Origin of the sequence: Lysobacter helvus (assembly GCF_018406645.1) — a bacterium.
GTDB classification, from domain to species: domain Bacteria; phylum Pseudomonadota; class Gammaproteobacteria; order Xanthomonadales; family Xanthomonadaceae; genus Noviluteimonas; species Noviluteimonas caseinilytica.
Map to the genome: position 1 here is coordinate 2,762,765 of NZ_AP024546.1, position 20,678 is coordinate 2,783,442.

Sequence of the window (20,678 nt, forward strand, 5' to 3'; positions counted from 1 at the left end):
CATGGCATTCGCTCGCGTGGTCGCGGTGCTCGCGCTGGTGTGTGCCGTGTTGTCGGTCGCACTCCGTGCGCGCGTGATCAACGTGCTCAAGGCGGCGGGCCTCCACGAACACTTCGGTTCGCCCAGGACGCTGTCGCATGGCGACTTCCTGCACTACCGCGTCGTGGGCATCAGCTGGAAGCAACCGATCACGCCACACAAGCTGCTGTTTCGATCCTTCGTCGCGTTCGCGATCCTCCTGGACCTCTGCTGCGTGGTCATCGGTTTGTGGCTGGCGTTCGGCAGGCGTTGAAGCCGCGGGACGCCTTCGCCACGCGCCGATGTTCGTTTTCGTTCACCGAGAGAGCGGCGTTCTCATGGGCGCCGACCGACCGTCGGATTCCTGGCCGACGCCGAATGGGGCGTGCGTAGTCTAGGGCGGCATCGGCGCATCCAGGAGCGTCGCACGTGCGCGCGCGAACGGCATCGAAGCGAACGCTCCGCTGGGGCGCCGTGGTCCTGGCGGCCGTGCTGGCGTGCGTGCCGGTCGCGGCGTTGGCGCAATGCGCACCTCGCTACCTGGACATCAACAACGCCATCGAAAAGGGCGCGATGCCCGACCTGCGTGGGTGCACGTGGGAAGAAGGGCAGCGGTTCGTGTCCCGCATGCAGGGCGAGGCGTCGCGCGTGGATGGGAACTCTGCGCTTGCGGTGGGCGTTGTCTACGACCAGTCGCCGGTCGCCGGCACGCAAGTGACGCCGGGGATGGGCGTTGCGCTCAGTGTTTCGACGGGGCCACCGCCGCCGCCACCTCCGCCACCGCCACCGCCACCGCCACCGCCGGAAGGCACCGACGTGTCCGTCGTCGCGCAGGCCGGCGGCAATGGCGTCGCCGTCGGCACGCCGGACACGTTCGAATTCGTGGTCGCGAATTCGGGACCGTCCCGCGCCGTCGTGACGATCGTGTTCCGCGGGACGAATTTCCTGTTCGATGCTGCGAGCAGGAATGCGTGCCCCGGCAACGACCATTCCACCACCTGCCGCGTCACGCTCGACAACGGCAGGAAGACGGTGTTCGGGATCGTGGGAACGCCCGAAGGCGAGGGCGACTATCGCGTGTCCGCATCGCTCCGCGTCGAAAACGTGTCCGACTCGAATCCGGACAACAACGCGTCCGATGCGGCGCCACGTCGCACGCCCGAACAATCGACCGAGGGACCGGTCGCCGCGACGACGACAACTCCAACAAACGGCCCGGTGGCCGCCACGACGACTGGGCCAGCAAGCGGTCCCGCAGCCGCTACGACGACGGGTCCGCCAATAGACAACGCGTCGATCGGCCCGCGTCCGATTGTCGAAGACGTCTCCGACATCGTGGTCACCGTCGACTCGCTCGATGATCGGTGGGTGCTCCGCAAGAACCTGCATTTCCAGGTCAACCTCTGGAATCGCGGCACGCGTGCAATTCGCAACGTCGTGCTACGGCTTGGAGCGCGCCACAACCTGGGCGGCCATGCGTGGTCCGACGCGCGTTGCACGGACGATCGATGCACGATCCCTGTGTTGCAGGCCGGCCAGACGGAAATGTTGACGGGCGAGTTCACGACGCCCTTTGAAGGCGAAGCGCGTGCCACCTTCCTCGTGACCTGGCGCGTCGGCCGCGAGACGCACAGCAGGGCAGCGCAGCTCGCAGGCATGGTCGGCCGACCGGGATGGCCACCATGGGTCTGGATCCCGATCTGCGTGGGGGGCGTGCTGACGTTGGCGTGGATCGCCAAAGTCGTCCCGTGGCCGCCGAACCCACCGGCCCCCCCTGGCGTCGGACCAACACCGAAGCCAGCGCCGCCGACCGCGCCGACGGTCCGCGTCACTCCCATCGACGCACACATCGTCGACGCCGCCCCGACCTCCGGCATCCCGCTCACCGCACCACCGCTGCGCATCCACGTCGTCGTCGCGTTCGGCGATGCCCGCGTGCACGGCAATCTCCCCGTCTCGAAGAAGGAGCCATGACCATGGCAGCCGACAACGACCATCAGCGCGTGCGCGATCTGCTTCCTGCGGCGTACGACGACTTCGAGGGTGCGGTGCGCAAGCGGCTCGAGGAGGAGCCCGATTTCCGGGATCGTGGCTTCGGCGATTTCGTGTGGCGCACGGTCGGCGACAAGGCGCTGGCGGCCGTGCACGACACGCTCGATTTCAACGTGTTCGGCGTGTTCGCGCGCGCGTGGGCGAAGGCGAACGAGATCAGGCAGCATGCCGAGGCGAGCCTGGCGACGCCGGGCGAACCGGTGTACCTGCGCCTGGGCGAGCACACCGCCACGGCGACATTGCAGCCGACCATCGAAGTCATCGTCGATCCGTTCGGGAAAACGCGCATCCCGCTGGACCTGGACTTGTCGGCCGTCTTCGAAACCGCCGAGCTCACGTTGCGCAACGGCGCAATCACCGAGATCGGCGCGGGCAGGTGCAAGGTGACGGCGTTGCTGAAGCTGGGTGGCAAGAAGCTGCACGATCCGGAAGCGTCGCCGCCACTCACGCTGGGACGGCGACTGAAGCTCGAGCACCCGCTGCAGGTCGTGGAGCCGATGGCGCCGGGGGAGACCTGAGCCGCGGAGCCCTATCGCTCCACCGCACCGATATCCGCGCGCCCGCCCACCACGCGCGGGAAGCCTTCGCCACGCTGGTCGACGTCGAAGCCCGCCACGTTGTTGCCGCGGTTGATCGCGGGGCTGCCGGACAGCGGCCGATGCGTCAGCGTGCGCCCGCCGTTGTCGGCGAGCGGGCCGAGCATCGCGTCGGTGTTGCGGATCGTGTCGGCGGGCAAGGTGACGAAGATCGAATTCTGGACCAGGTTGTCGCTGCCGAGGATCACCGTCGGCGGCGGCCGCGGGAACGGACCGGAATTCGTGTCCTGCCCGGTGACGTCCCGGCTGATGCCGCCCAGGCACGTATTGCCCGCGAGGATCGAACTCTCCACGTGGAATTCGCCGTACAGGGTGAGCACGCCCGGGAAACAGTTGGTGTCGAATCCGGTCGTGGTGACGTTGGCGGTGATCGTGCTGTTGACGATGGTCCCGGGGCCGATGATCTGGCCCAGGCCGATGAACGGTGCGGCGTTGCCCGAGATCGTCGAGTTCTCGATGGACGTGTTGGGCGAGAGGTTGAACCCGCCGATCGAGTTGACCGCGGTGTTGCCGGAAATCGTCGAGTAGGCGATGCGCGACGGCGTGCCTGTGCCGTGGTTGAAGACATCCATCGCGCCGGACGAGACCCGCGCGTGATTGTCGGAGATGCTCGAGTAGGTGATGTCGACGCTGCCGAGGGCGCGGAGCCCGCCGCCGGACGCCGCCACGTTCCGGAACACGCGCGAGCGGTGCATGCGCAGGTCGCCGCCCACGAGGTCGGCGGTGCCGGGCACGATGGTGCCGAGCGTCAAGCCGCCGCCGCCCGAGGACCGGCCCTTGGCGCCGTTGTCGTACACCGCGCTGTAGAACAGGGTGATGTTGCCCGCGGCGTAGATGCCGCCGCCCAGCGCGTCCAGGCGTGCGTATGCGCCGCAGTGCCGCACGTGGATGTCGTTGCCGTCGAAGTTGCCGGCCGTGAAGATGCAGCCCCCGTTCGCCATCTCGGCGCGGTGCTGGCCTTGTTCGATCGTCAGCCCGCGCAAGTGCAGCGTGCCGGTGCCGTCGTGCCGGAACACCGAGCTGCTGTAGTTGCCGCTCACTGCGAACCGCGCGTAGCCAGGGCCGCGCACGGTCAGGCTGGCCTGCGGGATCATGATCGCGCCGGTGGTCAGCACGATGCGGTGGCAGGCGAGGGGACGCAGGTCGATGGTGTCGCCGCTGGTGGCCGAGGTGACCGCCGCCCGGAGGCTGCCGGCGCCACTGTCGTTGCAGTTCGTCGGCGTGAGCGTCGCGGCCCGGGCTTCCGGTGCGATGCCGAGTGCGCCCAACGTTCCGAGCAGCAGGCACGCTCCGATCGTGGTCACGGGGATCGAACGCGACATGGCACAACTCCGCGCATGGGGAGCGCGACGATGGAACCGGTGCCGTGGAGGCGGTGTGCAATTCGGGTGAATGGGATCGTGGCTCCTGCATCGTGCAAACTCAGCGATACGCCGCCTCCACTGACGCGGCATCGGAAGCCACCATGAAGCGCCCGACCCAAGCGTTCCTGCTGATGACGGCCATGCTCGCCGTCGCGTCCGATGTTTTCGCTCGGGACGACGACGCCTTGGTGGAAATGTTCCATGAGATCGCTGGTCCGGCGACAAAGACGTGGTCGCTGCGACTGGAGCCCGACGGCGACGTCGTCGAGCATCGTGGCGACTTGTCGCGGCGGCGGGAGCGCATTCGCTGCAGGCTCAGCCCGGTCGAGGCGGATCGTGTCGTGGCCTCGGCGCGACAGTGGCTGGATCCGGTGCCAACGCGGGTCAGAACCAGTGGTCCGCTCCAATTCGACGGCCCGTACAAGACCTTGTCGGTCCGACAGGGTGCGGACCTGCGGATGTCCTGGTGGGACGCACCTGCGAAGACGAACCTCAACGCGGATGAGCAAGCGTTCGTGCGTGCGTGGAACGCGGTCGAGGCGTTGCTCGATTGCCGCGGCAGGAAGTGAAATGTTGGAGGCCGCTCGACTTTTTCGTTGGCTTCCGGTTGCATACCGCGGTCGAGACTTCATGAGGCAGTCGATGGAATCCTGGGCGTCGGTTCTCGTTGGTGGGCGTGTCGACGCCGTCGAGCAATGGGAAGACCGCTCATGGGTCGTAACGCTCTCCAACGGATATCGCGTGCGCATCGAATCGCTATGGCGCCTGCTCTCGTCCGGGACGCTCGTGCTCACCAATCGCGATGACGGGCAGCACTTCGGCCGTACTGCGCCGGTCAACGCCGCGTGCGAACTCGCCAGCAAGTTGCGCGGCTGCACGTTGACGGATGTGCAGGTCACTGCGGGAACCGCAGACCTCGCGCTGCGGTTCGATGGCTATACGCTGCAGGCGATCGCGGAGTCGAGTGGCTACGAGGCCTGGCAAGTGGAATCGCCGACGGGCACCCTGGCCGTGGGCCAGGGCGGCGGCAACGTCGTGGTCTGGGACTGATGGGGAGCGCACGTGTTTGAAGGAAAGGGCGGGTGGTGCGCGTCGTTGATCATGGCGGCATTGGTCTCCGGGTGCATGGCGTCGAGCCATCGCGTCGCGCCGGGGCAAGTCGGTGTCGAGGTCGAAGCGCCGGACGTGCCATGCGATGCGGGCCATCGCGACATTGCGGTCAAGGTCCACGTGCGCAACGACAGCCGCGGCACCCTGCGGTTCTGGATCAGGCACGTCGCCGGCGCACCCGATGCGCTGAGTTGGTTGTCATACGCCGTGCTGGACAGCGCCGGCAACGCCGCAGCGCAACATGGCGCGGGTGCGCATGGTCCGTTGCCGCAACCCACGTTGACGATGGCGCCCGGCAATCGCACGGTGCTCTCCGCCACGCTGTACGACATCGGCGAGGCCGAGTACGCGCGGCGTTTCCGTCTCCGCGTCGAGGACCAGGACGAGCATTCCTGGACCACTGCGGCTTTCAGGCCGTGCGTGCAACCCGAGTGACACCCCGAGGCCGATCACGACAACACGCCATTGACACGCCCGGGAGGACAGTCCGCATCCCCGTGCCGCAAGAGGTGGCGCGATGCAGACCAAGCTCATCCAGTTCGCCGCCGCCGCCGGGTTGTTGTTCGCCGCGTCGGGCGCCCATGCGCAGACGTTCACCGTCACCAACTGCAACGACACCGGGGCGGGCAGCCTGCGGGCCGTGGCGGAGTCGGCACCCGATGGCGCGGTGGTCGCGATGGATGCGTTGCCATGCAATCGCATCGTGCTTCGCACCGGACCGATCCGCTTGCGACAGCCGGTCCTGCAGATCCAGGGCCCCGGCCTCGACAAGCTCACGGTGAGCGGCGATGGCCGCAGCCAGGTCTTCGTCCACGCGCCGCCGGCCGATGCCGCATTCACTTCGCTCGCGTTGCGCCGCTTCACCGTGTCGTGGGGCCGCGCGCTCGACGGCGAGGCGTTCGGCGGCTGCATTTCCACCACCGGCGGCGTGTCCCTGCAGGACATGCAGGTCCACCACTGCCTCGCGCGCGATAGCCGCAGTGGCGGCGATGCCGGCTACGGCGGCGCGGTGTACGGCGGCGCCGGCGTCGTGCTCACCCATTCGATCGTGCATACCAATCGCGCCGACGGTGGCGACGGCGGTGGCGTGTATTCCGGCGGCCCCATCAGCGTCAACAACAGTCGCGTCTCGAACAACCAGGCCTCGGGTAACGGCGGTGGCTTCGTCGCGCTCGAAGGCGCGCACGTGGAGCTGAGCAACGTCACCAGCAACGTCGCCGGCGGCGTCGGCGGCGGCATGTGGGTGGACGGCACGGGCCAGACGGACCGGCTCATCACGATCATGTTCTCGACCATCGCGCGCAATCGCGCGCACACGGCGGCGGGCGCGTACTTCTCCGCCGCCAATTCCACGCGCCTCATCGAGAGCACCGTCTCGGGCAACGTCGCCGACGAAAGCCAGGGCGGCGTGGTGTTCGACGCGGGTTACATGACCCAGGAAGTCATCAACAGCACGATCACCGCCAACCGCGCGCTCGCGCCCGGCGCGGCCGGATGCCTGGGCAGCGGCGCGTCGGTGCGCATGCGCTTGCGCCTGAACAGTTCGATCGTCTCGGCCAATACCTGCGCCGGGATGCCGGACGACCTGGCGAGCGTGGACGATCCCGGCGCGACCGGCGCGCTGGGCAACAACAACCTGCTCGGCGCGATCAACCTCGTGTTCACCGGCAACGGCACCGTGCGCACCAACAGCCCGCGGCTCGGTGCGCTGGCGTTCAACGGCGGCGTGACGGAAACGCACCTGCCCCTGGCCGACAGCCCGGTCATCGACAAGGGCAACAACAGCCCGGGATTCGCGACCGACCAACGCCGGCGCAACTTCGTCCGGGTGAAAGGCGCGGCGGCGGACATCGGGGCCGTGGAGCGGTGACGATCCGGAGCGAGCCCCATGCAGCATGACGTCACCGCACTGGGGCCGGACATCGTGGTCGTGCGCTACTTCGGTCGGCTCACGATCAAGGAACGTTGCCAGACCCTGGTGCGCGCAGGGCGTGCCTTCCACCCCGACGCGAGTCCGAAGAAGTTGCTGGTCGACTACTCCTACGCGACGCCCGCCGTGGAAAACGCGGACGCCGGCATCGACTTCATGAGCCGGGTCATTGCCGCGCCCGACGTCGACGATGGCCTGCTCGCGATCACCGGCACGCTGTCCGCCGACTTCCTCAACCCGGTGCTCGGGGCGTGCGCGACGAAAGGGCTGACGTGCCGGGTGTTCTCCGACTACGACCTGGCGCTGGATTGGCTTCGGCGCGCGCCATGAGCGCATTTGCAGACCTCTGGATCCCACCCAATAATCCGGCGCACCGTTGACCGAATCCGCAAGGAGTGCAACGCATGACGCCGGAGACGTTCATCGCGGAGTGCCGCGACTGCATCGCATCGGGCGGCGGACCTGCGGACATCGCAGCGCTGGTCCGCGCCGCCCTGGTGTCGCAGCGCGACGATCCTGCGTGGCAAGGGCGCGACGAATTCCTGTATCGGTCCGCGGCGCTGCTGATCGTCAACGTCACGCTCCCGCCGCACGGGGCGACGCCGGTGCACGACCACGGCATGTGGGCCGTGGTCGGTGTGTCCAGCGGTTGCGAGCTCGATCGCTTCTACGTGCGCGGGCGCGATGGCGGACTGGACGTCGTTGAAGACATCACCGTCCCCGCCGGCACCGCCATCGCAATGGACGCCGATGCCATCCATGCCATCTTCAATCCGTTGCCGATCGAAATGCGCGGCATCCACGTCTGCGGCGGCGACATGGTGAGCGCGCCGCGCAACATGTGGCACCCGCAGACAGGCGACATGCTGCCGTACGACGGCAAGGTGTTCGAGGAATGGTGCGAAGCCCTCACCCGTGCGGCGAGGCCTGCCCAGGCACCGGCCTGTTGAACCCGCCCGTCCCGTGGCAGAAAATCCGCCGGAAGCGCGGCGAGCGACCATGGCGACGACTCCTTCCATCGCGGACGAGCAGGGCCTCGCCTTCGAGCGCGCGTTGATCGCGTCGATCCACCTCTCGCCGATCGCGACGATCCTCACCGACCCGCGGCTGCCCGACAACGCGATCATTGCGGTGAACCGCGCGTTCTGCGCGTTGACCGGCTACGAAGCGCACGAGGTCATCGGCCGCAACTGCCGGTTCCTGGCGGGCGATGCCGGGGAATCGCCCGGCCGCATGGCGTTGCGACAGGCCGTGGCGGAAGCGCGCCCGGTGCTCGTGGAAGTGCGCAATGTCAAAAAGGACGGCACGCCGTTCCGCAACGCGGTGATGATCGCGCCCGTGCTGCTTCCCAATGGCGACGTCGGGTATTTCCTCGGGTCGCAGATGGACGTGGGTAGCGCGCGTGTTCCCGCGCAGACCGCGGATGACGCGACGCGGAAGGTGCGCGCCCTGACGCGCCGCCAGCGCGACGTGCTGCTGGGCATGCTGGCAGGCAAGCTCAACAAGCAGATCGGCGCGGACCTCGGCATCGACGAAAAGACCGTCAAGATGCATCGCGCCGCGCTGTTGAAGCGCCTGGGGGTGCGGACGACCGCGGATGCGATTCGCCTCGGGATCGAGGCAGGGATGTTCGGGCTCCCGTAGGGGGCCGCGCGGGGTCCTACCTGCTTTGGTCTGTATTGCGGGTCTGCGGGCGCGTTCCATCACTTCGGGTCGATGTGCCGCGCGCCACGCTTCCGGTCCGTGGATCTGTCCGATTTCAGGTGGCACGCCGTGGGGCCCGAGTCCGGGTGCAGTGACCTGCACCTGCGCCGGGGCGGTGCGCGCGGCGAACTGTTTGGCCTGGTCTGCAAAGGGAGCGGGGCGGACTACCTCGCGATCGTCGGGCTGCAACCGGGGGCGGACGTGGCGCGGATCCGGTGTGCGTCGGAGCTCGACGCCATCGATGCGGTGGAGGGGTGGTTGGTGCAGTGGCAAGCCGAGTCGATGGGCGAGGACGCCTCGGCTTTGGAATCCGGGGATGAGGTGGCTCGATCGGTTGGATGACGGTGCACCGCACTGCTCGGGCGGCGCCTATGCTGTGCCGGCGTCGCGATCGATCCGGCATTCCATGGCGGCAGGGAAGGGGGCAATGATGCGGAAGGACTGGTCGGTGGCCGGCTGGGTGATGGCGGTCGCGGGGCTGCTGTTGGTCGTGATCTTCCGGCAAGCCTGGATCTCTGCCCATCGGAGTGGTTACCCGATCTTCTCCGTCGCGTCCTGGGAACACATGAAGTGGTGGCTGTTGGTTGCGGCCGTCATGCTCATTGGCGCGTTGGTTTCGATGTTCGCCGATGGTGGATCCGAATGAAGGTCTTCCCGGGAACACGCATGAAACGCAAACACGCGCTCGCGTCCTGGACCCTGTGCCTGGCCATGGGCGCGGCGCATGCAGGCCAAGTGCAAGTTGCTCCCACAGGGCGCACGGTGCTGGCGGAACGGTTGAACGGCCATCGCGTCGAGGTGGTCATCCAGGTGCATCGTGTCGACGTCGGCGTCAACGCGACCAAGCGGTTGCCGAGGTCCGTGAGCTGCACGTACAGCAGGTTTCCCTGCAGTGTCCTGGACGAAGTCGCGCTCAAGGTCGACGGAAGGGACGTGGTCGTTCCCAGGTCGGCGTTCGTCGACCTGGGAGACGTCGACAAGGCGACGCTGGCGACCGCCGGCAACCAGTTCGTCCTCGTCCTGGAGGGCGGCGACGCGTCGGAGGCGTACATCGCCAAGGTTCGCTTCGGCCAATCGCGCGTGGCGGAACGTGCGGTCTATTCGGCGATGGAAACCGACGCACCGCTCGAGCGCACCCGGTATTTCGAGGTCGACTCCGATGACAAGTGAGCGCTTCGGCCGATCGCTGGCAGTGGTCATCGGTGGCTGCTTTCGACCCGCAGCGGACGTTCGCATGCGCTGCTAGGCTTGGCCAACCGGTCCACTGCATGGTTGGGCAAGATGACGACAGAACGCGCGGCGGGGCTTCCATCGATCGTCCTCTACGCCTTGCCGCCGCTGTCCTTGCTCACGTTGTATGGCGCGGTCGTGTCCAGCAGCACCGTTCTTGCGCCGCTGCTCGGCGCCCTCTGCGCAATGTCAATGTTCGCTGAGCTGATCGTTTTTCCTGCCTGTCTTTTTGCGTTCGTCCGCTATCCGCACTTGCGGTCATGGCCCCAGGCGGCCGGTTTGGCGCTGATCGGCGCGCACCTTCTTTCGACGGTTTTGCCCTTGTTTGTTTTGATGAGTGCTGGCGTCTAGCGCAAGCATCACGACAGTCGGACATGCATCACGACCACGATCCTGCCGTCGCGAATTGGTAGTCTGACGGCGCATCCACATCTAGACCGTCAGCCGCCGCAATGGAAAACGTCGTCACCCCCTGTGCCTTTTGCGGGACGCCGATTGCGGTGGGCTTCTGGCGCTACCTGCCCAGCAAGCCCCCAGTGGACATCCATTGCCCGAAGTGCGGCGGTCGAAACAACATCAACCGTGGATCCATCGGGCTTGCCGTTGCGACGCTCTTGTTCTTCACCTTCCTCGGCGTTGCACTGGCCAGGACAATCCAAGGCGCGGAATGGGGCGTGCTGGCCGTGCCCATCGCCTTCGCCGTGGGGGTGTGGCCCGCTGCCTTCCTTGGGTCACGCAGGCCTGGCCTGGTCAAGTACGCGCGGTGGTGGATCCGGCCAACGCCCACTTTGTCCGACGCGGACCGTGCGTTGATGGACCAGCTCGGCGTGACGTACAACGGGGAATACTTCATCGTCGGCGAGATGCACTTCGACCATCTGGGCGACGCGGTTGCCTTTGCTCGATCCTGAGCGTCAGAGCTGACACCGGCATTGCGAGATTCTTGCGAATGGACCCCGCAGATCCAATCGAGTGGCGGCAATACCGGCAAATGCGCCTGTTCTATTGGGCTGCATTTTCCGCAGCCGTGGCGTTCGTCGTGTTCGGCAGCGACGACAAGGCGCTCATCGCGCTGGTGGTCCTGGCCGTCCTCTCCATGGGCGTCGCCTTCTGGCCCTGTCCGCGATGCGGCGGACGGGTCGGCTACATTGGCCTGGGGCCTTTCATGATGCTCTGGCCTTTCGGCGGTTGGTGCACGACCTGTAGTCGCAAGTTGTTCGGGCGGAAGTAGCGCGCTCGATTCGCGGACACGCGGCCGCACCGCACGTCACGCGTGCACCAGCGCCTCCGGTTCCGGCAACGCCTCGGAAGCCGGGTCGAAGTCTATGATGGCCTTCAACTGGTCGCTCTTCGGGCAGAAGTGCGGATAGACCTTCCGCACCTGCCAGTTCGCGGCATCCCACGCGTAGGTGTACCGCGGGCACCGGGTGCCGCCGTACACGTCGCAGGACACCAGCCAATCCCCCTGGTCCTCGGGGCCGAATGGATCGGCCGGCATGGCGCGGCCCACGATCGTCCCCGTGCTGTCCACGAGGTCCTGGAACACTTGATTGCGCACGAACAGGATCCGTACGCGGCAGCCAACGTAAAGCACTCCGCCCCCTGCAAAGAACACGTCCATCCCCGGGTGCCTTATGGCCGATTCCGCGAGGGGGTTCAATGACGCGCTGCACAGAAAGCAGAGCGGATCGGGTTCGCGGGATCGAGTGACTGCTTTCGACCCAAAGCGGACATTCGGTCTGCCGGTCGCGCCGAATGACCAGCTGCGTTAGCCTGCGCGCTCGGCGCGAATCAAACCACGAGCAATGACATGGGGAACGCGCTTTCCGTAATCGTTGGCATCGCAATCCTGATCACGTTCTTGGTCCTGGTCGCCTACGTCACATGGTTGTTCGCGGTTCGACTTCGAAACAAGGAACCCGCGGCAAAGTCGTTCCTCCGGTGGCTAAGGGACCTCTTTGATCTCGCGCTGGGCCTTTAGTCGCCCTGGCAGCCGAATAGACGCCGCGCGCGATGTCCGCTCCTGGCCGGAAGCGGACATTCCCCATTCCCCCGATCGCTGCCTCAGGCCGATAACGAACCGCCACTCACCGCGTCGGCCGAATCCACAGGCGATCGTCCGCAAGATCGAAACTGAGCTTCCAACGCACGAGCACCGGCATGCCGATGACGCCGTCGAGGATCATGTCCTTGACGAAGGCGCGCGTGTCGAGCGCGGGGGTATTGGCCACCATCAACCGGAACGGCTGGAGTTCCTGGTTGGCCGGCTCCGCGCCGGCGGCTTTGGCCACGCGATCGCGAACGAGCACCGGTGGTCCGCCACCGCTGTCCAGGGCCATCCACAGTTCGCCCTGCGTCGTCTGTATCGGCACCATGACCCCGAGGGCCGCACCGCCGGCCTGGCGCGCACGTCGCATGGGCGTCGGCTTGGCGTTTTTCGTTTCCGCGGCCAGCGTGTCGGGCGATTCGATGACGAGCGTGCCGTTGCCCAGGTCGAGCGAGAACTGCATGCCGTCGAAGGCATCCAGTGCCAGCGATCCATCGGCCTGCGGTGCGCCCTTGAACAACAGGGGCTGGAGGTCGATCACGCCGGCCGCCACCGGCTTCAACGCCGTGCCGTCGGGCAGGGTGAAGCGCACGTTCTCGCACCGCGGCAAGTCCAGGCGCTGGCCATCCAGGCGGAAGCCGGTGAGCGCCGCCCAGGGCGTGCACCCGATCTTCTTCGCGAACGCCGGCGACAGCAGGCTGACGCCCCCGCCGGTGTCGAGGGTGAACACGCCTTCGTGGCCGTTGACCTTCAGCCGCACCGACCGGAGCCGGCCGCCGAAATCGCCGAGTTCGATGGGTTTGGGCGTGGGCATGGGAACAACCTGGGGCGCGGGCACATCGGCGGCGGCGGTGAGCAGCACGGCGGACAGCAACGGAGTCAGCATCACGGGGTCCTGTCGGGGGAGGGCGCGGGTTTCGCGTGCTGGTGTTTTATCTAACTACACCACCTTGGGGCACCTGCCGGAAGTCACCATCGTCCAACCGCCCGCCGCTAGAGTGGAGCGATGGGGAGTTTCCTGGACCGGATCTGGATCGTCCTGGGCATGTCGCTCGACGTGCCGTTATCCCTGTGGCCGGTGAGTCTTGCCCTGGTCGCCGCCGCGAGCTGGTCCATCTGGTCGTTGCGCAAGACCCGACGATGGGCGTCGCGCAAGGTCGTCCTGACATCGGCGCTTTCGGCGCTCGTGTTCATCGCCTTTCCCGTCTATGCGGCGGCGTTCTGGCCAGAGCATCCGCACAGCGCGTTCGCGATGCAGGAAGCGTCCGGCCGCTGGATGGCCCGCCACGATCCTCGCGTGGCTCTGGTGGGGCTACATGGCGTGCATGCTGCTCGTGCCGGTGTTTGCCAGGCACGACCGCCTCCCGCTGGCAGGCCTGTCCGCCTTCATGCTTTGGGTGAACTTCGGGGTTGCTTTCGTTTGCATCCTTGCGGTCGCGGGCATGGGGCTTTAGTCATGCGCATTCGAAGCACACCGTTCAACGCCGCAAGCGAGCCTGCAATGAACAACGAAAACCTGGACTGCATCCGCGCCTATCTCGCCGATCTCGCCGCCGGCACGACGGGCGAGCGACTGGCCGCGTATTTCACCGCCGACGTCGTGCAGATCGAGTATCCCAATCGCCTCAACCCCAACGGCGGTCGAAGCGATCTCGCCACCCTGTTGTCGCGCGCCGAACAGGGCCAGCGCGTGCTCCGGCAACAGTCCTACCAGGTCACGTCCGAGATGGCGCAGGGCGATCGCGTCGCCGTGGAAGCATTGTGGACGGGCGTGCTGGCGGTGCCGCTCGGCAGCCTGGCGCCCGGTGCGGAAATGAAAGCCCACTTCGCGATGTTCTTCGAACTCGAGCACGGCAAGATCCGCGTGCAGCGCAACTATGACTGTTTCCAGCCGTAGCAGGCGGTTGCAAGAGAGGCAATTCGTCATGGGAAACATGGAAGCCAAGCGAAATGCAAATCGACGTGGCGCATTGCGCGCTGCACACTATTTTTGCGCGGCCACGACGCTGTTGCTTGCAGCCCAAGCGCAGGCGCAGGCGCTGATCGTCGAAGCGCGTGATCTCGATGCTGCGTGTCCATGGGACAGTGCTTCGCGGTGCGCAAGAATCGTTTTACACGCTGGCGATGGCGGCAGCACCTTCAACGCCTCGTCGGACGAGGCAGGTGTTCTTGTTTACGGGCGCGATCTGCAACTGCAGGTGTGGAAGAACGGGCAATGGACTGCATTCGCCCCGATCCTGGGGACATTCGAGGCGCCCGATGCAAGCGTGTTGCTTCGCGAGGGCGCGACGTGGGTGAATTACGTCGATGTCACTACGGCGCTGGACGTCGCTGGCCAGACCAAGTATCGCGTGGAGGTCAAGGATGCTTCTGGCGCCGCTTACGTGTCTCCGACGTTTGCCTTGACCAAGTAAGGCATCGAGCGCCATGAAGACGTTGACGATCGCCTGTTGCCTCTTCCTCCTTGCCGGCGTGGTGCACGCGGACGGCTTGCCAAAGGCGGGGCGCTATGTCGGCAAGGTGCTCGTGTTCGATTTGACGGACGATCAGAAGCACGAGATCGCGCACTTCAGGACGTGCCACCTTGCGCGATTCAAGACAATGAACCCGTACACGCCTTACGTGTTCCAGCTCACGCCAGGGCAACGCAAGGGGCTCGTGCGGGACGTGGGCTTCGCGCCGACGTATTTCGAAGTCGAAGAAACGTACCGCGGTTTCAACGAAGCCGGCCCGCACTGGAACGTGGCCTTGCGCTTCTCGCACGACCAGATCGAGGTACCGCTGGACTTGTTGCTTCCCGATGCGGAGGCAAGGAAAGCGGTCGATGCGCAAGGGTGGAAGACAACGAATCCGTGCTTCCCGAAGGTCGGGGAGCATTAGTTGCCATCGGTCATCGCATGACCGCTTTCGACCCAAAGCGCACATGAAGCGGTAGCCTCCTCGGCGAACTTCCCTGACAACCCCCAGACCCCGGCACGCACTCCCGATGACCCGAGCCTTCGTTGCCACCGCAGTCTTGATGCTTGCGCTCGCTCCTTCCCGAGCCGCATCCGTACCGCCTGTCCCGCTTCCATCAGAGGCGGCGACAAACAGCGCAGCCGCGTGCGCCACGCCCAGGACCATGGCGGCAGTGCGACCGTCGGGGAAAAGCTACGAACTTGTATTGACCGTGGAAAACCCGGGTGCCGAACCTCTGGCGCTCGTGGATTACTACTTTTTCGAAAACATGCTGGACCTTCGCGCCGTTCCGTCGGGAGAGTCGAACGGGTTGGCGCTCATCGTGCCTCTCCTGAGCCCAGGCCCACGCCCGCTCATTGTTGCGCCCTTCGCAAAGATCGAAAGAACGTATCAACTTTCCGCCAGCTTTCCAGCGTTGGAGAAGACGCTCGAGAGCAAGGATGTTCTTGTCTCCTGGCAATTGACGTTGGCAGGAGAAAAAGTGTGTTTTTCCCAGAAGCTCGCAAGTTCTGCCTGGCTGCGGAAGCGAACAAAGTCGTAGTCGAACGTCCGCTCCTGATAAATTGCGTGACCCGAACCGCTGTGGGCGTACAGCCATGCTCCGATTCGCGCGGATTGCCCTTGCATTGATGCTGGCCACGCTGGCTGGCTGCGGCGGGCAGGGGACACCTCCCAGCGACGCGCCCGACGCAGCCCACGTTCCGCCGCCGCCTGACGTTGGGGATATTGCGCACTACAACGGTTGCAAGAGCCTACCGACGCGCGCGCTGTCGCCGTACGAAACGTGCTTGGTCGACAGGTTGAAGGCGGCAGCGTGCACGCCGGCCGCCGATTGCGTCCTCACCTGTTTGGCCAGTCCAGATGGCACCGAGGTTGGTGGCGGTTGTGATCACGTGTGTTTCGGCTACAACGTGCGTCACCAGTGGAAGGATCGTCCGAACGCCATGGACGAATGTCCGGGACGGTAAGGGCGGTGGTGCCGGCTATTGGCCGAAATCAGACACCCCGGTATCTTCTGGATACAGCGGCTGAACCAGGAACTTGCACCCCGTGGGCAACATCGTGAATTACGCGTTTCTTGCCTTCTTGGGCGTCATCGTCTGTGTCGTGTTGTATCGCCTGGTGCGTTATCGCAGCCTTGCTGGCGCGCGCTTCGGCGCCGCGACGGTTGCACTCGGCGAGGTTGCAGCCGCGGATTCCTTCCACATGCCCGTCCGGGTGCGGGTTCATTCGCTGGAGAGCGCCGTCCCGTATCGCGGCGTTGGCCTGGAGTTCGTTGCAAAGGCGCTGGGGCATATCCGGGTGATGCCTGTCACCCTGTCGAACGCGCAGGCCCTGCAACTGGCAAAGCTGCTGTCGGAGGCTGCCGGCGAGCGGCCTGGCAACTCGCTTCGCGAGTCGGATTGATGCGGGCGTTGCGAAAGTCCGCGTCTGGCCGATAGCGGCCACTCGTCGGGAAGCGCGATCAGGGGCTCCGGAGGACTTGCGATGCGAGTGGTTGTGACCGCCCATCAGGCGAGGTCGCGGACGGCGTGGCGAGCTGTTCCGTGACCTCAAGCCGACGGACGACAAGGTGGTCGATCTCGAGTCGCTTGATGCGTGCCCGGCCGATGACCAGGCGGCCGATGACCAAAGCGCCGACGCCGCCGCGCCAAGGGCCATTGCGCCCAGCGTCATCCCGCCCAGCGCCAGGGCGCCCGTGGATTGCGCGCCGACCGCCTTTGCGGGGACGGCGCTGGCGCGCGTGTGTTCGCGTTTCATGGGTTTGAAGGTTGTCGGCGAGTGTCCTGGTCGAGGGGACGGCGCAGGCGACGCAAATCGGCCAGCATTCCGTGAAGCGCGCCTCCGTAATTGCAGGGCCATGGGTGGCCGCGTTCGACCCAAAGCGGACATATGGGAGCATCTCCTGAATTCGGACTACCCCGGGGCAAGTTCCATGGAAGATTTCGCAGTCATGGTTCTGTGGATTACGAGCTTGCTGCTCCCCGCGTTGATCTTCCTCGCGGCGGACCGTTTCAAATCGTTACTGGCGACAGCAACAGTCGCGCTCATCGCAATCGGAATTGGATGGGCTTTCATGCTCGCTTATGCGGTGGCAGCGCAATGCATCACCGCTAACGGCCCAGCCCAAGTCAACGGCCCAGCCCAAGTCAACGGCGCAGCGCTCGCGTTCGCGGACGTCTTTGGCTGGGTTCTTCCCGCTGTTGTCGTAGTTGTCACCTGGCTGACGTCGAGAGCGGTTTTGCGCGTTGCTGGTCGATCCTTGCCCGTCAGTTCGCGTGTCGGGGCTGACCAACCTTGAGGTCGCCAGGCATGGAAGCGAGTGAGCTATTGCGATATTCGCGACGCGGTAATCCGCCCTCTTGGCATGAGCGGAATAAGAAAAAGTCTTGCTCGCCGGGTCGGGGCTCGTGCAGAAGACAATGATCCAATCCATGACGAACATCCGCTATTGGCCGAAGTCGACATCCGACCGAGGTTGAGGCTGCTCATCCACGCCCGCTATCATCAATGTGGGGACATCGTCGGGGGCAGGAAATGCAGGCTCGGAAAGCCGCGGGCGTGGCGCTCGCAGCAGGCGCTTGTGCGCTCGGACTCTGGTTCGCTTCGTCCACGCCGTACGCGGCGCGAAATGCGCAGGCCACACGCGTTGCCGCGCGCGACGCCCAAGGGACGCGCGTCGGACCGCCGACCATCGCCGTGGATGCACTGCCCGCGACGAACGCGCAACGCGGCATCCCGTTCGCATTGACACGCAGCGTGGCCGAAGCCGCGGTACGCGAAGGCGTACTGCGCATCGCCATCGCCGACCAACGCGGCTTCGACGTCGCGATCGAACGCGACACGCACGACGGTTTCGGCAACTGGCAGGTGATCGGGCGCGTGCAAACGCGCCTGGGCCCGCAGGCAATGGTGGCGACGTTCGGCAAACGTGCGGTATTTGCCGTGCTGCCCTTGCCTGATGGCCGCACGTTGGAAGTGACCACGGATCACGGCGCGACGACGATAGCCGAAGCCGGCGGGCTGGTGCCGGAAGGCATGCAGGGACTTGCGGCGAACAACGATGCTTTCGACGTCCGCGAGATCCCCGCGACCAAGGTGCACGATATCGCAACGACGGACGCCAGCACGCGGGTGCAATTGCCCACGTTGCGCACCGACGGGCTGCAGGCGCTCGCGGCGGAGGCGACCGGCGAGGTCACGATCAATGTGCTCGGCCTGTATGGCCCGGACTTGATCGCGCAACTCGGCGACGAAGAGAGTGCGCGCACCGAAGTCGCGCACATGCTCGCAGTCGCCAACCAGGCGCACGTCGACAGTGGCTCACGGATTCGGCTGGCGTTGGCGGGCACGCTCGCGATCAGCAATCCCTACGACGCCAACACGACGGCGTTGTACGGCATCCAGAACACGAGCCACAACGTAGGCATGCCATTCCCGGTCGAAGCCGGACGCTGGATCGCATCGGCCGACCTGGTCTTTCTCGCGCGACCACGCGGGGCGGTCGATGCGACCTGCGGTGCTTCGTTCCGCATCGCCGAGTCGACGGGCCGCAACACGCTCAAGCGCGCCTTCGCCTTCGCCGTCGCCAATGTCGCGCCGTGCAGCCCGTATGCGTTGAGCCACGAACTCGGCCACCTGCTGGGCAACGCGCACGATCGCGACACCGAGGGCTACGACAACCAGGATGTCGTCCGGCACGGCGTGCTGCCGTATGCATCGGGCTATCGTCAGTTCGGGTCGCCCGCGTTCGCCACGGTCATGGCCGATCCCTCGGGCCTGCCCACCCTCAACGTCTTTTCGTCACCGTTCTCGTCCGCGTGCGGTGCGCCGTGCGGCATCGCAGACGAAGCCGACGAAGTGCGGTCGATGAATTCGATCGCCGCGGAAATCGCCGACTTCGCCGGCGCGCCCGACACGGTCACCTTTGGAAACGCCGCGGGTTTCGAGCCACTGGCCGGCGAGAACAGCCGCTGGATCGTCGCGTGGGCGAACTACAACGCCCCGATGTTCCCGCAGGGTTTCGCTGGCTTCGACGTCGCGGTCGTCGGCGGCACGGCGACACAGGGCGTGGATTACAAGCTCTCTTCCGCGTTCGTCAACGGCGGCGGCAACGCCGCGCAGGTCTTCGTCGAGGTCCTCCCGGACGAGATCGTCGAACCCGACGAAACAATCCTGCTGCGCATTACATCGCGGAATGGCTGGCCGATCGACAAGGACACTGCGACGATTACGATCCTCGACGATGATCCACGTCCCGTGATCCGCGGCGCGGTGCGCTTCGACGGCGTGTCGAAGCCGAGCGGCCCGTTCAATCTCCAGGCCCGCGCGGGAAACGGCAATCACTTCGACGACGGCGGCATGGTGGTGCAGGTCGCCTCGCCTGACTATGCGTTCGCCTTCCCGGTGGTGCGCGGCACCTCGCCCTATCTCACCTTCGACAACACTTGCTGCAGCGCGCGTTACGCGGTGCCCGTGTGGCTGACCGATGTGCGCGGCGATCTCACGCGTGACGTCACCTTCCGCGCGGCGTATCACGTGCTCCTGCGCGGCATCGATTCGGGTAAGCAGTTCATCGATATCGGGCAGGGGCCGCCGGTTGAGTATTCCGGCGGGGGCTACATCGATCGGATGGTGCCGGGCGGCGCGCGGGTCACGTTCTACGACCGGAACCAGCAAGGCACCGTCGCGGGCTTCTTCGACGACGTGCGGCAGAACATCGATGCCACGTTCGCCTACACGCCGACGACAAAGGTCCTGGTCTCGGCGCCGAAATCCGTGCGCGAAGGCGACGCCGGCGTGCGCCGAGTGCGCTTCGACCTGAAGGTGCTGACGACCATCCTCGCGCCGATCGAGTCGATCACGCTCGACTGGCGCACGCGTTCGGGCACGGCGACCGAGGGCAGGGACTTCGTGGCCGCATCGGGGACGCTGGTCATCCCTGCGGAGGCCATAGCGTCGTCGTATTACACAGACCCGAGGGCGGCGTCGTTGTACGTGGACATCCTCGGCGACACGTTGCCCGAATCGGCGGAGTGGCTGGAACTCGAGCTCACGCCGGCCACCGAGGGCGTCGAAGCAGTGCCCGCGCGCACAAGACTTACCCTGCGAGACGACGACCATCGCACATCGACGCCATTGCCGGCTGAGAAACTGTAACAGCGGGTTTTCGCAAGGCACGGTTGACGACCGGGGGTGTCCATTGTTGATGTCCGGTTTCGATCCAAAGTGGACATTCCGCATTCGCGCTAGCTTATTGCCGATGAACCCTCAAAACCTGTTCCACCTCGCCGCTGTCGGCGTGATTGCACTGCCGTGCATTGTCGCTGGGGCCACTGCGCTCCTTTCCAGGCCCAAGCGCTTACCGCTCAGGGTCATGAGCGCAATCTTCGCCGGCTGGGTCGTCGCCGTGTATTTCACGGAGTATGCGTATAACCCCGCGGGCATCGCAGCGGGGATTGACGCGGGTGTCGATCCCGAGATGCGCTTCGACAACAACGCCCTCGCATCCGCCATCCTGCACGGTTGGATGTATCCCGCCATGGCAGTGGCGATGGTCTTGAGCGTCCGCGCGTTGATTCGCAAGGTACGGCCGCCCGCGCGTCGAGCCTGACGCTCGGTAAAGTGTTGACCATGGCGAGTGTCCGCTTCTGGCCGATAGCGGACAC

27 protein-coding genes are annotated in these 20,678 nt (G+C 65.8%); 24 read left to right on the forward strand and 3 right to left on the reverse strand.

Annotated features, from left to right (window positions below):
• The first annotated feature begins 1 nt into the window (after position 1).
• The 3 genes from LYSHEL_RS13420 to LYSHEL_RS13430 all read left to right on the forward strand — a co-directional run bounded on the left by LYSHEL_RS13420 (position 2) and on the right by LYSHEL_RS13430 (position 2,588).
• Positions 2-292: a hypothetical protein gene (locus LYSHEL_RS13420; RefSeq protein ID WP_213434540.1), complete on the forward strand. Its 291-nt coding sequence runs from the start codon at positions 2-4 to the stop codon at positions 290-292.
• A gap of 155 nt (positions 293-447) precedes the next feature.
• Positions 448-1,992: a PASTA domain-containing protein gene (locus LYSHEL_RS13425; protein ID WP_213434541.1), complete on the forward strand. Its 1,545-nt coding sequence runs from the start codon at positions 448-450 to the stop codon at positions 1,990-1,992.
• Positions 1,989-2,588: a hypothetical protein gene (locus tag LYSHEL_RS13430; protein WP_213434542.1), complete on the forward strand. Its 600-nt coding sequence runs from the start codon at positions 1,989-1,991 to the stop codon at positions 2,586-2,588. The genes LYSHEL_RS13425 and LYSHEL_RS13430 overlap by 4 nt, the downstream gene beginning before the upstream one ends.
• A gap of 11 nt (positions 2,589-2,599) precedes the next feature.
• On the opposite strand, the gene LYSHEL_RS13435 is transcribed toward LYSHEL_RS13430, so the two are convergent.
• Entirely contained in the window at positions 2,600-3,988 is a 1,389-nt protein-coding gene (locus LYSHEL_RS13435; RefSeq protein ID WP_213434544.1) for a choice-of-anchor Q domain-containing protein, read from the reverse strand.
• Between the two features lie 143 nt (positions 3,989-4,131).
• On the opposite strand from LYSHEL_RS13435, the gene LYSHEL_RS13440 reads away from it, so the two are divergent.
• The 13 genes from LYSHEL_RS13440 (at position 4,132) to LYSHEL_RS13500 (ending at position 11,235) form a co-directional block, all read left to right on the forward strand.
• A complete protein-coding gene (locus tag LYSHEL_RS13440) occupies positions 4,132-4,599 on the forward strand; it encodes a hypothetical protein (RefSeq protein ID WP_213434545.1) in 468 nt (155 codons plus the stop codon).
• A gap of 73 nt (positions 4,600-4,672) precedes the next feature.
• A complete protein-coding gene (locus LYSHEL_RS13445; protein ID WP_213434546.1) occupies positions 4,673-5,080 on the forward strand; it encodes a DUF6188 family protein in 408 nt (135 codons plus the stop codon).
• Positions 5,081-5,092: 12 nt separating this feature from the next.
• A complete protein-coding gene (locus LYSHEL_RS13450) occupies positions 5,093-5,575 on the forward strand; it encodes a hypothetical protein (RefSeq protein WP_213434547.1) in 483 nt (160 codons plus the stop codon).
• An 82-nt stretch (positions 5,576-5,657) separates the two neighbouring features.
• Positions 5,658-7,010, forward strand: a complete 1,353-nt coding sequence (locus LYSHEL_RS13455; RefSeq protein ID WP_213434548.1) for a choice-of-anchor Q domain-containing protein — start codon at positions 5,658-5,660, stop codon at positions 7,008-7,010.
• 18 nt (positions 7,011-7,028) lie between these two features.
• On the forward strand, positions 7,029-7,400 hold the full coding sequence (locus LYSHEL_RS13460; RefSeq protein ID WP_213434549.1) for a hypothetical protein: 372 nt from the start codon (positions 7,029-7,031) through the stop codon (positions 7,398-7,400).
• A 74-nt stretch (positions 7,401-7,474) separates the two neighbouring features.
• Complete coding sequence (locus LYSHEL_RS13465) at positions 7,475-8,020, forward strand: hypothetical protein (RefSeq protein ID WP_213434550.1); 546 nt, start codon at positions 7,475-7,477, stop codon at positions 8,018-8,020.
• Positions 8,021-8,069: 49 nt separating this feature from the next.
• Positions 8,070-8,714, forward strand: coding sequence for a LuxR C-terminal-related transcriptional regulator (locus LYSHEL_RS13470; protein WP_213434551.1), 645 nt, complete (start codon positions 8,070-8,072; stop codon positions 8,712-8,714).
• Positions 8,715-8,813: 99 nt separating this feature from the next.
• A complete protein-coding gene (locus LYSHEL_RS13475) occupies positions 8,814-9,116 on the forward strand; it encodes a hypothetical protein (RefSeq protein WP_213434552.1) in 303 nt (100 codons plus the stop codon).
• On the forward strand, positions 9,091-9,420 hold the full coding sequence (locus tag LYSHEL_RS13480) for a hypothetical protein (protein ID WP_213498449.1): 330 nt from the start codon (positions 9,091-9,093) through the stop codon (positions 9,418-9,420). Before LYSHEL_RS13475 ends, LYSHEL_RS13480 begins: the two co-directional genes overlap by 26 nt.
• Positions 9,417-9,944 carry a hypothetical protein gene (locus tag LYSHEL_RS13485; protein WP_213434554.1) on the forward strand — a complete coding sequence of 176 codons (528 nt, stop codon included), beginning with the start codon at positions 9,417-9,419 and terminating at the stop codon, positions 9,942-9,944. Before LYSHEL_RS13480 ends, LYSHEL_RS13485 begins: the two co-directional genes overlap by 4 nt.
• 111 nt (positions 9,945-10,055) lie before the next feature.
• Complete coding sequence (locus LYSHEL_RS13490; protein WP_213434556.1) at positions 10,056-10,355, forward strand: hypothetical protein; 300 nt, start codon at positions 10,056-10,058, stop codon at positions 10,353-10,355.
• Between the two features lie 101 nt (positions 10,356-10,456).
• On the forward strand, positions 10,457-10,915 hold the full coding sequence (locus LYSHEL_RS13495) for a hypothetical protein (RefSeq protein ID WP_213434557.1): 459 nt from the start codon (positions 10,457-10,459) through the stop codon (positions 10,913-10,915).
• A gap of 80 nt (positions 10,916-10,995) precedes the next feature.
• A complete protein-coding gene (locus LYSHEL_RS13500) occupies positions 10,996-11,235 on the forward strand; it encodes a hypothetical protein (protein WP_213434558.1) in 240 nt (79 codons plus the stop codon).
• A 36-nt stretch (positions 11,236-11,271) separates the two neighbouring features.
• Here LYSHEL_RS13500 and LYSHEL_RS13505 read toward each other — a convergent pair whose 3' ends face one another.
• A complete protein-coding gene (locus tag LYSHEL_RS13505; RefSeq protein WP_213434559.1) occupies positions 11,272-11,562 on the reverse strand; it encodes a hypothetical protein in 291 nt (96 codons plus the stop codon).
• Positions 11,563-12,091: 529 nt separating this feature from the next.
• Positions 12,092-12,937, reverse strand: coding sequence for an aspartyl protease family protein (locus tag LYSHEL_RS13510; protein ID WP_213434560.1), 846 nt, complete (start codon positions 12,935-12,937; stop codon positions 12,092-12,094).
• 159 nt (positions 12,938-13,096) lie between these two features.
• On the opposite strand from LYSHEL_RS13510, the gene LYSHEL_RS13515 reads away from it, so the two are divergent.
• The 8 genes from LYSHEL_RS13515 (at position 13,097) to LYSHEL_RS13550 (ending at position 20,623) form a co-directional block, all read left to right on the forward strand.
• Complete coding sequence (locus LYSHEL_RS13515; protein WP_213434561.1) at positions 13,097-13,948, forward strand: nuclear transport factor 2 family protein; 852 nt, start codon at positions 13,097-13,099, stop codon at positions 13,946-13,948.
• A 37-nt stretch (positions 13,949-13,985) separates the two neighbouring features.
• Complete coding sequence (locus LYSHEL_RS13520; protein WP_213434562.1) at positions 13,986-14,465, forward strand: hypothetical protein; 480 nt, start codon at positions 13,986-13,988, stop codon at positions 14,463-14,465.
• A gap of 13 nt (positions 14,466-14,478) precedes the next feature.
• Positions 14,479-14,931, forward strand: coding sequence for a hypothetical protein (locus LYSHEL_RS13525; protein ID WP_213434563.1), 453 nt, complete (start codon positions 14,479-14,481; stop codon positions 14,929-14,931).
• Between the two features lie 283 nt (positions 14,932-15,214).
• Positions 15,215-15,550, forward strand: coding sequence for a hypothetical protein (locus LYSHEL_RS13530; RefSeq protein ID WP_213434564.1), 336 nt, complete (start codon positions 15,215-15,217; stop codon positions 15,548-15,550).
• Positions 15,551-16,059: 509 nt separating this feature from the next.
• A complete protein-coding gene (locus LYSHEL_RS13535) occupies positions 16,060-16,416 on the forward strand; it encodes a hypothetical protein (protein WP_213434565.1) in 357 nt (118 codons plus the stop codon).
• A gap of 529 nt (positions 16,417-16,945) precedes the next feature.
• Positions 16,946-17,311, forward strand: coding sequence for a hypothetical protein (locus LYSHEL_RS13540; RefSeq protein WP_213434566.1), 366 nt, complete (start codon positions 16,946-16,948; stop codon positions 17,309-17,311).
• 398 nt (positions 17,312-17,709) lie between these two features.
• Positions 17,710-20,169, forward strand: a complete 2,460-nt coding sequence (locus LYSHEL_RS13545) for a Calx-beta domain-containing protein (RefSeq protein ID WP_213434567.1) — start codon at positions 17,710-17,712, stop codon at positions 20,167-20,169.
• A 49-nt stretch (positions 20,170-20,218) separates the two neighbouring features.
• Complete coding sequence (locus LYSHEL_RS13550) at positions 20,219-20,623, forward strand: hypothetical protein (protein WP_213498451.1); 405 nt, start codon at positions 20,219-20,221, stop codon at positions 20,621-20,623.
• Positions 20,624-20,678 lie beyond the last annotated feature (55 nt).

Coding starts and splice junctions, on each gene's coding strand:
- LYSHEL_RS13490 (WP_213434556.1), top strand. CDS start 10,056: ATGACGACAGAACGCGCGGCGGGGCTTCCATCGATCGTCCTCTACGCC.
- LYSHEL_RS13445 (WP_213434546.1), top strand. CDS start 4,673: ATGGAATCCTGGGCGTCGGTTCTCGTTGGTGGGCGTGTCGACGCCGTC.
- LYSHEL_RS13525 (WP_213434563.1), top strand. CDS start 14,479: ATGAAGACGTTGACGATCGCCTGTTGCCTCTTCCTCCTTGCCGGCGTG.
- LYSHEL_RS13550 (WP_213498451.1), top strand. CDS start 20,219: ATGTCCGGTTTCGATCCAAAGTGGACATTCCGCATTCGCGCTAGCTTA.
- LYSHEL_RS13510 (WP_213434560.1), bottom strand. CDS start 12,937: ATGCTGACTCCGTTGCTGTCCGCCGTGCTGCTCACCGCCGCCGCCGAT.
- LYSHEL_RS13455 (WP_213434548.1), top strand. CDS start 5,658: ATGCAGACCAAGCTCATCCAGTTCGCCGCCGCCGCCGGGTTGTTGTTC.
- LYSHEL_RS13480 (WP_213498449.1), top strand. CDS start 9,091: ATGAGGTGGCTCGATCGGTTGGATGACGGTGCACCGCACTGCTCGGGC.
- LYSHEL_RS13435 (WP_213434544.1), bottom strand. CDS start 3,988: ATGTCGCGTTCGATCCCCGTGACCACGATCGGAGCGTGCCTGCTGCTC.
- LYSHEL_RS13420 (WP_213434540.1), top strand. CDS start 2: ATGGCATTCGCTCGCGTGGTCGCGGTGCTCGCGCTGGTGTGTGCCGTG.
- LYSHEL_RS13495 (WP_213434557.1), top strand. CDS start 10,457: ATGGAAAACGTCGTCACCCCCTGTGCCTTTTGCGGGACGCCGATTGCG.
- LYSHEL_RS13520 (WP_213434562.1), top strand. CDS start 13,986: ATGGAAGCCAAGCGAAATGCAAATCGACGTGGCGCATTGCGCGCTGCA.
- LYSHEL_RS13470 (WP_213434551.1), top strand. CDS start 8,070: ATGGCGACGACTCCTTCCATCGCGGACGAGCAGGGCCTCGCCTTCGAG.
- LYSHEL_RS13430 (WP_213434542.1), top strand. CDS start 1,989: ATGACCATGGCAGCCGACAACGACCATCAGCGCGTGCGCGATCTGCTT.
- LYSHEL_RS13460 (WP_213434549.1), top strand. CDS start 7,029: ATGCAGCATGACGTCACCGCACTGGGGCCGGACATCGTGGTCGTGCGC.
- LYSHEL_RS13500 (WP_213434558.1), top strand. CDS start 10,996: ATGCGCCTGTTCTATTGGGCTGCATTTTCCGCAGCCGTGGCGTTCGTC.
- LYSHEL_RS13465 (WP_213434550.1), top strand. CDS start 7,475: ATGACGCCGGAGACGTTCATCGCGGAGTGCCGCGACTGCATCGCATCG.
- LYSHEL_RS13515 (WP_213434561.1), top strand. CDS start 13,097: ATGTCGCTCGACGTGCCGTTATCCCTGTGGCCGGTGAGTCTTGCCCTG.
- LYSHEL_RS13440 (WP_213434545.1), top strand. CDS start 4,132: ATGAAGCGCCCGACCCAAGCGTTCCTGCTGATGACGGCCATGCTCGCC.
- LYSHEL_RS13540 (WP_213434566.1), top strand. CDS start 16,946: ATGGAAGATTTCGCAGTCATGGTTCTGTGGATTACGAGCTTGCTGCTC.
- LYSHEL_RS13485 (WP_213434554.1), top strand. CDS start 9,417: ATGAAGGTCTTCCCGGGAACACGCATGAAACGCAAACACGCGCTCGCG.